The organism is Nonomuraea sp. NPDC050786 (genome assembly GCF_040654115.1).
Taxonomy (GTDB): domain Bacteria; phylum Actinomycetota; class Actinomycetes; order Streptosporangiales; family Streptosporangiaceae; genus Nonomuraea.
Genome location: NZ_JBFAHJ010000049.1, coordinates 22,288 through 35,733 on the forward strand (window position 1 = coordinate 22,288; position 13,446 = coordinate 35,733).

The following is a 13,446-nucleotide window of genomic DNA, read 5'->3' on the forward strand; positions in this document are numbered from 1 at the left end:
CTACTGCGCCTCATGGGCGGGGGCGTTCACGCGAGGCGCGCCTCCACGGTGACGAAGGAGTGTGCGGGCAGGTGGACCCGCAGCCCGGAGGCGGTGGGCGTGACCTGCTGGTGGGCGCGGGGCGCGACGGCGTCGGGCGCGTCGGGCGTGTTGTGGGTCTGCGGCTTGTCGGCGGTGAGGAGGCGGGCGCGGACGTCGGCCACGGCGCCGCCGCGCAGGTCGAGGTCGACGTCGATCGGCTCGGCCGCGTCCAGGTTGGAGAGCGAGACGAGCAGGCGTCCGTCCTTGCGGCTGGCGGAGATCGAGACGGTCTCCAGCGTCTCGCGCGTGGGCACGCCCGCGGGGAGGTCGACCCGCAGTGAGGCCGCGTCCTGGTGGCCCTTGTTCATCTCGAACACGTGGTACGTCGGTGTCAGCACGAGCGCGCCCGAGTCGGGGTCGGTGAGGATCATGGCCTGGAGCACGTTGACCGTCTGGGCGATGTTGGCCATCACCAGCCGGTCGGCGTGCCGGTGGAAGATGTCGAAGTGCACGCCGGCCACCAGCGCGTCGCGCAGGGTGTTCTGCTGGTAGAGGAAGCCGGGGTTGGTGCCGGGCTCGACGTTCCACCACGTGCCCCACTCGTCCACGACCAGGCCCACGTTCTTGCCCGGGTCGTAGCAGTCCATGACGTTGGAGTGGCGGGTGATCAGCTCGTCCATCCGCGCGGCCTGGACCAGCGTCGCGTAGTAGTCGTCGGTGTCGAACACCGTGGCGGCGCCCTTGTCCTGCCAGGTGCCCGGGATCGTGTAGTAGTGCATGGAGAGCGCCTGGTAGAAGGGCTGCGGCCGGTAGGCGCAGCCCAGGTCGCCCAGCTGCTTCATGAGCGTCTCGGTCCAGGAGTAGTCGTCGGAGTTCGCGCCGGCGGCGATGCGGTAGAGCTTGTTCTCGCCGTGGTCGCGGCAGTACGTGCCGAACCGGCGTGCCTCGGTCGCGTACTGCTCGGCGGTCATGTTGCCGCCGCAGCCCCACGCCTCGTTGCCCAGCCCCCAGAAGCGCACCCGCCAGGGCTCCTCCCGCCCGTTGGCCTTGCGCAGCCGCACCATCGGCGAGTCGCCCTCACGAGTGAGGTACTCCACCCACTCGCTCATCTCCTTGACCGTGCCCGACCCGACGTTGCCGCTGATGTACGGCTCGGCGCCGAGCAGCTCGCACAGGGCCATGAACTCGTGCGTCCCGAAGTGGTTGTTCTCCTCGACGTTGCCCCAGTGCGTGTTCACCATCGCGGGCCGCTGGTCCTTCGGCCCGACGCCGTCCATCCAGTGGTACTCGTCGGCGAAGCAGCCGCCCGGCCAGCGCAGGTTCGGGATGTTCAGCGCGCGCAGCGCCTCCACCACGTCCAGCCGGATCCCGCCGGCGTTCGGGAGGTCACTGTCCTCGCCCACGTAGAACCCGCCATAGATGCACCGGCCCAGATGCTCGGCGAAGTGACCGTACAGATGCCGGCTGATCAGCGGCCCCTCGACATCGACATTGATGACGGCGGGCACGACGACATTGCTCATGGGGGCAGACCCTTCACCTTATGTATCGATAAAGCGATGGCATCTTTATCGATACATAAGGACGTGTCAAGGGGTGGGGCCCGTCGTCCCGGCGAGAGCGGGCCGGGGCCGGAGCACCTGGGCCACCCGTACGCCGCCGGCGATCCCCATCGCCACGTGCCCTCCGACGAGGGCGATCTGGAAGAGCCGGAGGGCCGTGGTGAGGCGCGCGTCGCCGTAGCCGCCGTCAAAGAAGCCGGAGATGAACGCGAGAGCGCCCGCGATCGTGAGCAACCCCGCGCAGACAGCGGCGACGCCGCGGTGCCGGCGGGTCGCCCCGAAGGCCAGGACGACCTGGGCGATCATCATGGGAAGGGGCGCGGACAGGCGCGCCTCGGAGCCGAGCGCGTCGAGGAAGGTCGGGCTGAGGCCGTACTTCATGGAGAGCACGGCGCCGACCAGGTCCATCGTGAGCAGCAGGGCGATGAGAGCGGGAATGAGCCGGTTCATAGGTATCTCCGTGTGTCGGTCGGTGGTTCGACGATGGACGCCCGGCTGTCCGGGTTTCACGAGGCCGCGGTCACCACCATGACGGGACTTCCCGTCCTGTCCGTACGGGACGGGAGGAGAAGGACTGATCGGGACTTCCTGTCCCGTGACCTGGAGGCAGCCGGGCGTGCACAATGGCGCCGTGCCACCACGCGACAGGCGGGTCAGGGCGAGCGCCGCCCTCGGCGCGGCGCTCGCCCTGGCGCTCGCCGCCGCCGGCGTCGTGCTGCACGTCGCCGACGGGCAGGCGCCCGGGAACCGGGATCTCATGGCGTGGTGGCCGATGAGCGCGACGGCGGCCTGCGCGTACGGCCTGATGGGCGCCTGGCTGGCCGGCGCGCGCCCGCGGCTGGTCATCGGCTGGCTGCTGCTGGCGATCGGGCTCTGCCAGGCGGTCAGCTTCGCCGGCCCCCAGTACGCCGTCCACGCGCTGGCGACCGGGCACTCCCTGCCGGGCGCCGAGGCCGCACTGTGGGTCGGCAACTGGACGTGGCGCCTGGCGTTCGCCCTTCTCGCGCTGGTGCTGCCGCTGCTCCTGCCGGACGGACGGCTGCTGGGACGCGCCTGGCGCCCGGCGCTGTTGCTCGCGGCGGCCGGCGTGCTGGCCTCGAGGATCTCGGCCTGCCGTCGGCCGTACGGGAGCTGGCCGGCCGGTTCGCCGGTGCCCGCCTGCGGGTCGACGTTCAGATCGCCGAGCCCCTGGAGCCGCCGCCGGCCGCCGTCGAGGTCGCCGCGTACCGCATGGTGGCCGAGGCCCTGACCAACACCGCCCGTCACGCGGCCGCCGCCACCGCCCGGGTCGAGTTACGGCGCGAGGCGGACGACCTGCGGGTCGTGGTCGAGGACGACGGACGCGGCATGCCGGAAACGCCGGTGCCGGGCCTGGGAGTGGCGTCCATGCGGGCCCGGGCCCGCGAGCTCGGCGGCGACCTGACCATCGGCGCCGGTGCCGGGGGCGCCGGAACCCGGGTCGAGGCCCGACTGCCGCTGCACACGCGCGACCAGCTGGAGCCGACCGAGGAGGTGCGCGCGTGAGAGTGCTCGTCGTCGACGACCATCCGCTCTACCGGGAGGGACTCATCACCGCCATGGACGTCCTCCCGGACGTCGAGGTGGTCGGCGAGGCGCCGGACGGGCACGAGGCCGTCCGGCGCGCCGCCGAGCTGGCCCCCGACGTCGTGGTGATGGACCTCAACCTGCCCGCGCGCGACGGCGGTCCCGCGCTGAACGGCATCGACGCCACTCGCGAGATCGTCCGGCGGCGCCCGGAGACCGCCGTGCTCGTGCTGACGATGCTGGACGGCGACGACGCGGTGTTCGCGGCGATGCGGGCCGGCGCGCGCGGCTATCTCGTCAAGGGCGCCGACCGTCAGGAGATCGCGCGGGCGCTGCGGGCCGTCGGCAGCGGCGAGGTCGTCTTCAGCGCGGCGATCGCGGGCCGGGTGCTGGCGTGGTTCGCCTCCGGCGGCAGGGCCGCGATCACGCCGTTCCCCGAGTTGACCGAGCGCGAGCGCGAGGTGCTCGACCTGGTGGCTCGCGGGCTGACGAACGCCGCCATCGCCGCCAGGCTGTTCCTGTCGGACAAGACGGTCCGCAACCACGTGTCCAACGTCTTCACCAAGCTCCAGGTCGCCGACCGCGCCGAGGCCGTCGCCCGGGCCCGCGACGCGGGCATGGGCTCGGGCTAGCCGGCTCGTCGGGTGGGGGCCACCGTGTGCAAGGATCTTTCATGTGGATGCTGCTGATCGCACGATTCTTCGGCAACTGACGGCGAACGGCAGGGCTTCTCTCGAGGTGCTCGCCCGTGCCGCCAATCTCGCTCCGTCATCCGTCAAGCGCCGCATGGACCGCCTGGAACGATCAGGAGTGATCCGGGGATACACGGTCCTGCTGGCCCCCGATGCGTTCGGCAACCGCATCGAGGTCCTCATGGAGATCACCGCTACGCCGGGTACCCAGCGCGGCCCCCTTACCGAGGCCCTGGCGGCGCAGCCCGAGATAGTCCGCGCCTGGACGGTGACGGGTGATGCTGACGCCCTGGTGGTGGTGAGGGTCAGTGACGTCAGCCACCTTGAGCAGGTCATCGTGCGGCTGCAACAGACCGGCAGCGTCGCGCGGACGCGGACGCAGTTGCTGCTCACAGAATTGATCAACCGAGGCGGCTGAAGTCCGAATAAAGCGCGGTCTGTACGGCTGGATCTGCACTTTTCTTGCACCGATATGCAGGTTATCGGCGAATTGTTCGACATTGCGCATGTGCCGTGCTTAGCATTCCTGGCATGACTCAGCCCTCCGCCGCGCTGTTGGCCTCCTGGGCCGCGGATCTTTTCGGTGTCGCGGCGTCCGCCACGTTGTTGCCAGGGGAACTCGACTGGAATGTCCGGTTGGATGTCGAGGGTGTCCCGGCGTATGTGCTCAAGGTGCATCATCCGGCTACCGACCCGTCGGTGCTGGACCTTCAGGACGAGATCCTGGCGCACCTGGCGCGGACCGCACCCGAAGTCGCGGTACCGCATCTCGTCGCGACGGCTGAGGTCAGCTTCGGCGGGCACGCGCGGCGAGCCCGCCTGCTGGAGTGGCTGCCGGGGACCGTATGGGCCGAGGCCGGGCCGCCCGACGAAGCGCGCCTGCGCGCGCTGGGTTCGGCCGTGGCCCGCCTGGACGCGGCGCTCGCCGGGTTCGACCATCCGGCACTCGACCGGCCGTACCGATGGAACATGCAACAGGCGGTGGCGCTGCTCGGGGATGCGTCTTCCGTGGACGAGGCCCTCCGGCCGTTCGTGCACACCACGCTCGGCGGTCTCGATCAGCTGCTGCCCGCCTTGAAAGCTCTCCCTCAGCAGGCGATCCACAACGACGCCAACGAGCACAACATCTTGGTCGGCCCGGACGGCGGCGTTGCCGGGCTGCTCGACGTGGGGGACGTGGTCCGCGCGCCACGGGTGTGCGGGCTCGCCGTCGCGCTCGCCTACGCCCAGCTCGGCCACGCCGACCCCATGGCGGCGGCGTTGCCGGTGCTCGCCGGCTACCACGCCGAGTCGCCGGTCACGCCGCAGGAGCTGGCGTTGCTGCCCGATCTGGTCGACGCCCGGCTGGCGATGAGCGTGGTGAACGCCGCCGTGCAGCACCGTTCCGACCCGGAGAACTCGTACCTGACCATCAGTCAGAGGCAGGTGCGCAGGGCGATCGAGTCGATCGCGCGCGAGCCCCGCGAACTGCGGGAGGCGCGCTTTCGCGACGCCTGCGGCTACCGGCCGATCCCTCGTGAGCGGAGGGTCGTGGCCTGGCTGCAGTCGGCCGCCTGCGATCCCGCCCCGGTCATCGACCGGAACCTTGCCGCCGACCCGCCGCTGGTACTGGACTGGACGCGTACGGATCCCACGACGGTGGCCGATGTGGGGTCCCAGGTGTCGGCCAGTGGCCGCACCTTCGGTCTCGGCAGATATCGGGAGGACCGCGATGTCTACCGTTCCGACGCGTACGCCTCGTCCCGATCGGAAGGGCAACGCCGCACCGTGCACCTGGGCGTGGACCTGTTCGTCCCCGCGGGTGAACCGGTGTTCGCGCCGCTGGACGGTACGGTGCACAGCGTCGCGTACCGATCCGACCCCTACGATTACGGCGGGGTCGTGCTCCTCGAGCACGCCACCGATGACGGCGAGCCGTTCTGGCTGCTGATCGGCCATCTCGGCCGGGAGGTCGTGTCGAGCCTGACGCCCGGGCAGCGGGTACGGCGCGGCGACCGGATCGCCTGGGTCGGCGCGCCCGCGGAGAACGGAAACTGGCCGCCGCACGTGCACGTTCAGTTGTTCGTCACGCTGCTCGGCCGCTCGACCGACCTGCCAGGGGTGATCGAGCGTGCTGACATCGACGTCTGGGAGAGCATCTCCCCCGACCCCAATGTGCTGCTCCAGATGCCGGTGTCGCATGTGCCTGATCGGGACCGGAGCAAGCCCGAGCTGGCCCGCCGTCGTCGCGCGAATCTGGCTCCGGCCTTGTCGCTCAGTTATGCCGACCCGCTGCACATCGTCGCCGGCGACGGCGCGTACCTGGTCGACGCGGACGGCAGGCGCTACCTCGATCTGGTCAACAACGTCGCGCACGTCGGCCATGGTCACCCGCGCGTGGTGAGCGCGCTGGCCGCGCAGGCGGAGCTCCTGAACACCAACACGCGATACCTGCACGGGACGATCATCGAGTACGCCCGTCGCCTTGCCGCCACCTTCCCGGACCCCTTGTCGGTGGTGATGCTGACCAACTCCGGCAGCGAGGCGAACGACCTCGCGCTGCGGATGGCCAGGACGGCGACCGGCCGGGAGCAGGTGCTCGTCCTCGACTGGGCCTACCACGGCAATCTCGGCTCGCTCGTCGAGGTGAGCCCGTACAAGTTCAACCGGGCCGGTGGCAGCGGGCCCGGCCCACGGGTGCGCGTGTGCGAACTACCCGACCCCTACCGGGGACGGTACGGGGCCGACGGCCCGCGCTACGCGACCGATGTCGCCGCTCACTGCGCCGACACACCACCGGCGGCCTTCCTGCACGAGTCGATCCTGGGGTGTGCGGGTCAGATCGAGCCGGCTCCGGGATACCTCGCGGCGGCGTACGACGCCGCGCGCGAGACGGGCGCCCTGTGCATCGCCGACGAAGTGCAGTGCGGATTCGGCCGGGTCGGCAGCCACATGTGGGCATTCGAGGCACACGGCGTGGTGCCCGACATCGTGACCCTGGGTAAGCCGATCGGCAACGGTCACCCACTCGGCGCCGTGGTCACCACGCCGGCCGTCGCACGCGCCTTCCAGACCGGCATGGAGTACTTCAACACCTACGGCGGCAACCCGGTCTCGTGCGCTGCCGGACTCGCGGTCCTGGACGTGCTCCGCGACGAGCGGCTGATGGCGCACGCGGCCGAGGTGGGGACGTACCTCGCCGCAGGGCTGACGGAGCTGTCCACCCGGCACGCGGTCATCGGCGACGTGCGGGGACGCGGCCTGTTCCTCGGCGTGGACCTGGTCGAGGAGCGGGCCACCAGGCGTCCTGCGACCGAAGCGGCGGCGCGCGTCGTGGAGCTGGCCCGCGAGGGCGGGGTGCTGCTGTCGGCGGACGGCCCGCACGGCAACGTGCTGAAGATCAAACCACCCATGGTGCTCACCCGCGCGGACGCCGAAACCGCCTTGGTGACCTTGGATCGAGCGCTGGCCATGGTCGGCGACGTCACAGCCTGAAAGGACCGACCATGACGGCACAACGCGTCACTTTGACCCCCATTCAGCCGGCCGACGCCCCACGAGCGCTCGGAGGCTACGCCCAAGCGCTGGCCGTGGCCGGCGCCTCACAGTTGATCTTCATCAGCGGACAGATCCCCCAGTCGCCCGACGGCCACGTGCCGGACGACTTCGAGGCGCAGTGCCGGATGGTGTGGAACAACATTGACGCGTGCCTGGCCGGTGCGGGTCTTGGAATGTCCAGTCTGGTGAAGGTCACCACGTTCCTCTCCAGCCGTGAGTACGCCTACGCCAACTCGGCGATACGCCGTGAGATCCTCGGCGATCATCACCCGGCGCTGACGGTGATCATCTCGGAGATCTTCGACGAGCGCTGGCTGCTCGAGATCGAAGCCATCGCGGCGGCCTGATCCGTACGTGCGGGGCCGGCTGCCGATCCCCGTGGAGGTGGAGTCCCTGGGTGAAGACCGGTGCGCGTTCGAGCCAGGCTCGGACCATCCGGAGATGCTCGCCCTCTATCTGGGGCTGCTGGACGCGGACTTCACGATCGTGGACTCGCCGGAACTGGTCGACGCGCTGCAGAACCTGACGCAGCGCTATCAGCGCGCGATCGACGCCAGCCATCGCCAGCAGCAGGGGCCTCCGCCGGAATCGGGATCGGCGGGGCGAGGATGAGGCTCAGCTCTCCTTGGTGAGGCGGTCGGCCTGGGCGCGGCCCGCTTCGGCGGCTCGGTGCAGGTAGTCGGCGATGACGGCCAGCTCCGCGTCATCGTACTTCTCCAGCACTTCGGCGAATGCCTTGCCCGGTATGTCCCAGGCCGCACCAATCCTCTCCCGTGCCAAGGGCGTCAAAGTGACCAAGGCCCGCCGGCGATCGGCAGGGTCCGGCTGCCGTACCACCAGGCCCGCCTTCTCCAGTCGATCCACCATGCGGGTGGCGGAGCCCGGCGTCAGGCCGGTCAGCCGTGCGATCTCACCGGTGCTCACCGGCCTCGACTGCAGACCCAGCAGCCCCATGCACTGCAGGTCGGTGGAGTGAATCTGCAGACGGTCGGCCATCGCCTGGTTGAACAGCACGTACGCCGCATAGTGCCGCTGACTCTCGTCCATCATCCGCTTCAAGGTCTCGGCGCGATTTGACACAGGACAGCCCCATACCTCACATTTACTTGCGTCACACAATCTTTGCGTGGCGCACATTTTGTGTCACGCCCTCATCTTACCTGTCGCCGACCCCAGAAGGGGGCCCGCATGTCCACACCCATCCGCGCCGCGCCGGTCCAAGCAGGCAGGCGCTGGGCCGTTCTGGCGGTCATCCTCGCCTCCGCCGTCCTGGACCTCCTCGACGCGACGATCACCAACCTCGCCGCACCGACCATCGCGGCCGACCTCGGCGGAGGCGAGACCCTCATCCAGTGGCTCGGCGCCGGCTACGCCCTGGCACTCGGCGTGCTGCTGGTCCCCGCAGGACGGCTTGGCGACAAGTACGGGCGGCGCCGGCTCTTCCTGATCGGCATCGGCGGCTTCACGATCGCATCCGTGGCCTGCGGGATCGCAGGCAGCGCGGGCACCCTGATCGCGGCCCGGATCGTCCAGGGGGCGTTCGGAGCGCTGATGATCCCTCAGGGCTTCGGCATCGTGCGGGCGGTCTTCCCGCGTGACCAGCTCGGCAAGGCCTTCAGCGCGTTCGCTCCGACGCTCGGCGCCTCGTCGGTCGGCGGGCCGGTGCTGGCCGGGTTCCTGATCCAGGCCGATCTGCTGGGGCTCGGGTGGCGGGCCATGTTCCTGATCAACATCGTGCTCGGCGGAGCGACGTTCCTCGCCGCGACGAGACTCCTGCCCGCCGACGGTGGGCGCTCCGGTGCGCCGGAGATGTCGGTGGACGGGATCGGCGCCGGCCTGCTCGGGGTGGCCATGGTGGCCTTCCTGTACGGGTTGATCGACGGATCCGCCCATGGATGGGGCTCTGTCCCGTACCTGTGCCTGGCCGGCGGGGCGGCGTTCTTCGGCCTGTTCTGCGTGCGCCAGCGCACCGCCGCCAGCCCGCTCATCGAGCCGTCGTTGCTGCGCAACCGCGGGTTCACCGCCGGGCTCGTGCTCGGCGTGGTCTTCTTCGCCGCCGTCTCTGGCCTGCTGTACGTGATGTCGCTGCTCATGCAGTACGACCTGCGCTTCACCCCCGTGACGGCCGCGGTCGGCCTGATACCGGTGGCAGCCGGCATCGTCGTCGCCTCGGTGGCCTGCCACCGGCTCATCGCCCGGCTCGGCCGGGACCTGATCCTCATCGGGCTGCTCACCACGCTGGCCGGCACCGGCTGGCTGCTGTTCGTCGCCTCGAGTGCCCCGCGTGATGTGTGGGCGCTCGTGCCACCGGCGCTCGTCACCGGGCTGGGCATGGGGGCCTGCTTCGGGACCGTCTTCGACGTCACCATGGGCGACATCGACCCGCGCCAGACCGGGAGCGCCAGCGGGTCGCTCACCGCGATCCAGCAACTCGCCAACGCCCTCGGCGCCGCCGCCGTGACCACCATCTACTTCGGTGCCGGCGATCAGGAGGGGGCCGCCACGCGCAGCCTGCTCATCGTGATCGTCGCCACGATCGTCTGCTGCGGCCTGGTGCGCCTGCTCCCCCGCAAGGCTCAGCTCCGCCACGCCTCCTGAACCACCCGCATCCGACTCTGTTTCGTTGAGAAAGGCATGTCCCGATATGACCATCCTTGTTACCGGCGCTCGTGGCGCTGTCGCCACCGAGCTCGTCGCCATCCTGCGTCAACGCGGCCTGCCCGTCCGCCCGGCCTCGAGCCGTCCGGGCGACCCGTCGGTCGCCACCTGCGACCTGACCGACCCGGCCACCTTCCCCGACGCCCTGGCGGGCGTCAGTTCGGTCTTCCTGTACGCCGAGCCGTCGCACATCGACGCCTTCGTGAAGGAGGCCGTGACCGCCGGAGTGGAGCACATCGTGCTGCTCTCGTCGTCCGCCGTGCTCGCCCCGGACCCCGAGGCCAACCCGCTGGCCAAGTCCCACCTGGACGTCGAACACGCCCTGACCGCCGCCCCCGTCCGCAGCACGATGCTCCGTCCCGGTGCTTTCGCGGGTAACGCCCTGGCCTGGTCCTGGCCCATCAAGGCCGGCGCCCCGGTGAGCCTGGCCTACCCGGAGTCGTACAACGATCCCATCCACGAGGCCGACCTCGCCGAGGCGGCCGCCGCCGTCCTGACCGACCCCGCCCTCAGCGGCCGGACGTACACGCTGACCGGCCCTGAGTCGATCACGTGCGCCGGGCAGCTCGAGATCCTCGGCCGGGTCACCGGCCGGGACGTCACCATCCGGAAGGTCACCCGCGAGGAGTGGAAGGCGGAGATGGCCGAATACGTGTCCGGTCCCATCGCCGACGCGCTCCTGGACTGGCAGCGCCTGAACGACGGCGTTCCCACCGAGATCACCACGGAACTCGAGCGGCTGATCGGACGGCCTGGCCGCACGTTCGCCACCTGGGCCCACGACCACGCGGCCGCCTTCAAGCCCTGACGGACCCGACCGCCACAATCGCAAGGCGGACGCCGTCCGGCACTCCCGGGCCGACCGACTGCCCCGCCCTGGGCAGTCGGTCAATGCCCATGCCGGTTTTGGCGCCCATGTGGCGCGCCGGTTCTCCCCGGCGCGCCATGACACAGCGCCCTGGTCGCGGCATTCGCGCTGCAGCCCGCCGCGGACGCAGCGAGCGGTTGGAGAAGGACGGCCGGCTCGCGCGATGCCAGTACCTACCGGCGATCAAGGCGGGCCCGCTGCGTCGCCTCGGCCGCTCGGAGGACGACCGCCGCTCAGCCAAGGCAGGCGTCGTCCTGAGAGCGGATGAACACCGCGACCTTCGCCTCAGGGCTGGTCAGACGCTGCCAGCCGAGCCGTTCGTACAGCCTGATCGCGTCCTGCGCCTGCGGCGCCGTCAGCAGCCAGCAGTCGGTCGCGCCCGCGCAGAGCAGGTCGAGAATGCGGCCGGCCAGGCCCTGCCCGCGCGCGGGCGGGCTGACCGCGAGCTCGTCCACCTCCAAGGCCCCCACCAGCCGCTTCTCTGCTTGGTCGCCGAGCTCGGCGCGCACCCGGTCGTAGGCGCGTCCCACCGGGAAGAGGGCCTGCGTCGGCCATGCCGTGCCGAATCCCGCGGGGTTGCCGTCGTGAGTGGCGAGCACCGCCGTGAACCCGGGGCGGCGTGCGTCTGTGGTCAGCCGCTTGGCGAAGTCGGCCGTGCCGTACCCGTCCTCGTACCAGGGCGGGCCGCTGAACGCGACGCTGTAGATCTCGATGAGTTCGGCGGTCCGGGCGAGCGCCTCTTCGCCGGTGAGCCGTTCCAGCTTCATGCGCCGGCCTTGACGCGGAGGCGCGCGATGGGGACGAGCATCAGCAGGCCGAGGCCGCCCAGCAGGCCGAAGGCGAGCCGGAAGTCGCCCGTGGAGTCGCACAGAGCGCCCACCAGGAGGGGGGCCAGCGCGGCGCAGGCGTAGCCGACGAAGAACGCCATCGCGCTGATGCGCCCGGCCTCCTGCGGGTCGCGGCCGGCCACCACGGGCAGGGTCAGGACGAGCGTGAACAGGCCGCCGTGCCCCACTCCCAGCGCCGTGATCCACAGCCACGCCGCCGTGCCCGGTGCGTATGCCAGCCCCAGGAATCCCGCGGCGGTCAGCGTCATCGTAAGCGTCAGGCCGACGCGCTTGTCCCGCCGCTCTCCCAGCAGTGCCGGGACGGCCGGCATGGCGACGACCTGGATGGAGATCATCACGGTCAGCATGATACCGGCCGCCGCGGGGCTGCGGCCTGCGTCGTCATGCAGCAGCGGCACCACCCAGGCCAGCTCGCAGTAGTACAGAGCGGAGTTGACGGCCGACAGCATGGTGATCTTCCAGGCGGTGCCGCTGCGCCAGGGCAGGCCCCGGGCCGCCGGGCCGGCGGGGGCCGTGACGTCGTCGAGCCTGAGGGAGCCTCTGGCGGCCCACCACAACGCGATCCCCGCCAGCGCGAGCACCGCCCAGGAGGCCAGCGCCCCCGGCCAGGAGCCGACGGCGTCGGCCAGCGGCGCGCTTGTCCCGGCCGCGATCGCGCCGCCCAGGCCCAGTCCGGCCGTGTAGAGGCCGGTGACGAGTCCGGCACGGGCGGCGAAGCGCGTCTTGACCACGGCGGGCAGCAGGGTCTGGGCGATCGCGATGCCCGTACCGACAATCGCCGCGCTGCTCAGCTGCAGCCAGGTGGCTCCGCTCAACAGGCGGGCCGCCGTGGCGGCGGCGATGACCGCGAGCCCGAGCAGGACGCCGCGCTGCAGCCCGTACCTGCGGCCCACGTACGCGCCGAGGGGTGCGCACAACCCCATGGCCAGGGTCGGGATGGTCGTCAGCAGCGACACCCCCGTCGCCGACAGGTGCAGGTCGTCGCGGATACGGTCCACCAGCGGCGAGACCGCGGCAATGGCCGGGCGCAGGTTCGCCGCAGCGGCGAACAGCGCGACGACCGCCAGCCCCAAGGGCACGCGGGTGGCAGACGAAGGATCTTCTGTGTACGTCATTGAGCATCCCGACAAGTTGATCTCGGACGTTTCTTATCCGAGTTCTATCACAACTCGGACATCGCATGTCCGTGATGAGTAAGGTGGGGGCATGAGGATGTCGAACGGCGTGGAGTGGGCACTGCACAGCTGCGTCACGCTCAGCCAGACCCAGGAGCCGGTGCCGGCGGCACGACTGGCCGAGTTGCACGGCACTCCCCCGGCGTACACGGCCAAGCACCTGCAAGCGCTGTCGCGCGCCGGCATCGTGCACTCCACCGCGGGCCAGATCGGCGGTTACACCCTCACCAGACCCGCCTCGGAGATCAGCGCGCTGGAGGTGGTGCGGGCCATCGACGGGGACGAGCCGGCCTACCGATGTGCCGAGATCAGACAGCGGGGACCGCTCGGCATCCCCGCCGAACAATGCGCGCGGCCATGCGCCATCGCCCGCGCCATGGCGGCCGCCCAGGACGCCTGGTCGCTCGCGCTCGCCCACATCTCCGTCGCGGACCTGGCCGCCGCGATCGACGCCGACAGCGACGGCACCGCGATGGCCGACGTCCGCCGCTGGCTGACCACCGCCCGGGAATGAGACACCGGCCAGGATGCCGGGATTTC

General features: G+C 70.7%; 15 protein-coding genes. 10 read left to right on the forward strand and 5 right to left on the reverse strand.

The features are described from left to right. Positions 1–26: 26 nt before the first annotated feature. Both AB0H84_RS50175 and AB0H84_RS50180 read right to left on the reverse strand, forming a co-directional pair. Complete coding sequence (locus AB0H84_RS50175) at positions 27–1,544, reverse strand: alpha-L-arabinofuranosidase C-terminal domain-containing protein (RefSeq protein ID WP_357620956.1); 1,518 nt, start codon at positions 1,542–1,544, stop codon at positions 27–29. Positions 1,545–1,610: 66 nt separating this feature from the next. After that, positions 1,611–2,033 carry a hypothetical protein gene (locus AB0H84_RS50180; RefSeq protein ID WP_357620958.1) on the reverse strand — a complete coding sequence of 141 codons (423 nt, stop codon included), beginning with the start codon at positions 2,031–2,033 and terminating at the stop codon, positions 1,611–1,613. 181 nt (positions 2,034–2,214) lie between these two features. Between AB0H84_RS50180 and AB0H84_RS50185 the strand changes: the two genes are divergently transcribed. From AB0H84_RS50185 to AB0H84_RS50215, 7 genes are all read left to right on the forward strand, one after another. Beyond that, positions 2,215–2,832: a hypothetical protein gene (locus tag AB0H84_RS50185; RefSeq protein ID WP_357620960.1), complete on the forward strand. Its 618-nt coding sequence runs from the start codon at positions 2,215–2,217 to the stop codon at positions 2,830–2,832. Then, positions 2,814–3,107 carry an ATP-binding protein gene (locus AB0H84_RS50190; protein WP_357620962.1) on the forward strand — a complete coding sequence of 98 codons (294 nt, stop codon included), beginning with the start codon at positions 2,814–2,816 and terminating at the stop codon, positions 3,105–3,107. The genes AB0H84_RS50185 and AB0H84_RS50190 overlap by 19 nt, the downstream gene beginning before the upstream one ends. Then, complete coding sequence (locus AB0H84_RS50195; RefSeq protein WP_357620964.1) at positions 3,104–3,760, forward strand: response regulator transcription factor; 657 nt, start codon at positions 3,104–3,106, stop codon at positions 3,758–3,760. The genes AB0H84_RS50190 and AB0H84_RS50195 overlap by 4 nt, the downstream gene beginning before the upstream one ends. Before the next feature lie 43 nt (positions 3,761–3,803). Beyond that, on the forward strand, positions 3,804–4,238 hold the full coding sequence (locus tag AB0H84_RS50200; RefSeq protein ID WP_357620966.1) for an Lrp/AsnC family transcriptional regulator: 435 nt from the start codon (positions 3,804–3,806) through the stop codon (positions 4,236–4,238). Between the two features lie 113 nt (positions 4,239–4,351). Continuing rightward, complete coding sequence (locus tag AB0H84_RS50205; RefSeq protein ID WP_357620968.1) at positions 4,352–7,294, forward strand: aminotransferase class III-fold pyridoxal phosphate-dependent enzyme; 2,943 nt, start codon at positions 4,352–4,354, stop codon at positions 7,292–7,294. Between the two features lie 11 nt (positions 7,295–7,305). Beyond that, positions 7,306–7,704, forward strand: coding sequence for a RidA family protein (locus AB0H84_RS50210; RefSeq protein ID WP_357620970.1), 399 nt, complete (start codon positions 7,306–7,308; stop codon positions 7,702–7,704). Between the two features lie 94 nt (positions 7,705–7,798). Further along, the gene (locus tag AB0H84_RS50215; RefSeq protein WP_357620972.1) at positions 7,799–7,969 is read left to right on the forward strand and encodes a hypothetical protein; all 171 of its coding nucleotides are present in this window, start codon (positions 7,799–7,801) and stop codon (positions 7,967–7,969) included. 3 nt (positions 7,970–7,972) lie between these two features. Here AB0H84_RS50215 and AB0H84_RS50220 read toward each other — a convergent pair whose 3' ends face one another. After that, positions 7,973–8,407 carry a MarR family transcriptional regulator gene (locus AB0H84_RS50220; protein ID WP_357620974.1) on the reverse strand — a complete coding sequence of 145 codons (435 nt, stop codon included), beginning with the start codon at positions 8,405–8,407 and terminating at the stop codon, positions 7,973–7,975. A 138-nt stretch (positions 8,408–8,545) separates the two neighbouring features. On the opposite strand from AB0H84_RS50220, the gene AB0H84_RS50225 reads away from it, so the two are divergent. Further along, positions 8,546–9,955 (forward strand): MFS transporter, encoded by a 1,410-nt coding sequence (locus AB0H84_RS50225; protein WP_357620976.1) that lies wholly within the window; start codon positions 8,546–8,548, stop codon positions 9,953–9,955. Positions 9,956–10,001: 46 nt separating this feature from the next. After that, positions 10,002–10,823, forward strand: a complete 822-nt coding sequence (locus AB0H84_RS50230) for an NAD(P)H-binding protein (protein WP_357620978.1) — start codon at positions 10,002–10,004, stop codon at positions 10,821–10,823. 293 nt (positions 10,824–11,116) lie between these two features. Here AB0H84_RS50230 and AB0H84_RS50235 read toward each other — a convergent pair whose 3' ends face one another. Beyond that, positions 11,117–11,650: a GNAT family N-acetyltransferase gene (locus tag AB0H84_RS50235; protein WP_357620980.1), complete on the reverse strand. Its 534-nt coding sequence runs from the start codon at positions 11,648–11,650 to the stop codon at positions 11,117–11,119. Then, positions 11,647–12,846 carry an MFS transporter gene (locus tag AB0H84_RS50240; RefSeq protein WP_357620982.1) on the reverse strand — a complete coding sequence of 400 codons (1,200 nt, stop codon included), beginning with the start codon at positions 12,844–12,846 and terminating at the stop codon, positions 11,647–11,649. The genes AB0H84_RS50235 and AB0H84_RS50240 overlap by 4 nt, the downstream gene beginning before the upstream one ends. A gap of 91 nt (positions 12,847–12,937) precedes the next feature. Between AB0H84_RS50240 and AB0H84_RS50245 the strand changes: the two genes are divergently transcribed. After that, positions 12,938–13,420 (forward strand): Rrf2 family transcriptional regulator, encoded by a 483-nt coding sequence (locus AB0H84_RS50245; RefSeq protein ID WP_357620984.1) that lies wholly within the window; start codon positions 12,938–12,940, stop codon positions 13,418–13,420. The last annotated feature ends 26 nt before the right edge of the window (positions 13,421–13,446 follow it).

What these genes read in the sequence shown, in the direction of transcription:
- AB0H84_RS50180 (WP_357620958.1), bottom strand. Translation starts at nt 2,033, where the DNA reads ATGAACCGGCTCATTCCCGCTCTCATCGCCCTGCTGCTCACGATGGAC.
- AB0H84_RS50235 (WP_357620980.1), bottom strand. Translation starts at nt 11,650, where the DNA reads ATGAAGCTGGAACGGCTCACCGGCGAAGAGGCGCTCGCCCGGACCGCC.
- AB0H84_RS50240 (WP_357620982.1), bottom strand. Translation starts at nt 12,846, where the DNA reads ATGACGTACACAGAAGATCCTTCGTCTGCCACCCGCGTGCCCTTGGGG.
- AB0H84_RS50225 (WP_357620976.1), top strand. Translation starts at nt 8,546, where the DNA reads ATGTCCACACCCATCCGCGCCGCGCCGGTCCAAGCAGGCAGGCGCTGG.
- AB0H84_RS50215 (WP_357620972.1), top strand. Translation starts at nt 7,799, where the DNA reads ATGCTCGCCCTCTATCTGGGGCTGCTGGACGCGGACTTCACGATCGTG.
- AB0H84_RS50245 (WP_357620984.1), top strand. Translation starts at nt 12,938, where the DNA reads ATGAGGATGTCGAACGGCGTGGAGTGGGCACTGCACAGCTGCGTCACG.
- AB0H84_RS50210 (WP_357620970.1), top strand. Translation starts at nt 7,306, where the DNA reads ATGACGGCACAACGCGTCACTTTGACCCCCATTCAGCCGGCCGACGCC.
- AB0H84_RS50205 (WP_357620968.1), top strand. Translation starts at nt 4,352, where the DNA reads ATGACTCAGCCCTCCGCCGCGCTGTTGGCCTCCTGGGCCGCGGATCTT.
- AB0H84_RS50230 (WP_357620978.1), top strand. Translation starts at nt 10,002, where the DNA reads ATGACCATCCTTGTTACCGGCGCTCGTGGCGCTGTCGCCACCGAGCTC.
- AB0H84_RS50190 (WP_357620962.1), top strand. Translation starts at nt 2,814, where the DNA reads ATGGTGGCCGAGGCCCTGACCAACACCGCCCGTCACGCGGCCGCCGCC.
- AB0H84_RS50175 (WP_357620956.1), bottom strand. Translation starts at nt 1,544, where the DNA reads ATGAGCAATGTCGTCGTGCCCGCCGTCATCAATGTCGATGTCGAGGGG.
- AB0H84_RS50220 (WP_357620974.1), bottom strand. Translation starts at nt 8,407, where the DNA reads ATGATGGACGAGAGTCAGCGGCACTATGCGGCGTACGTGCTGTTCAAC.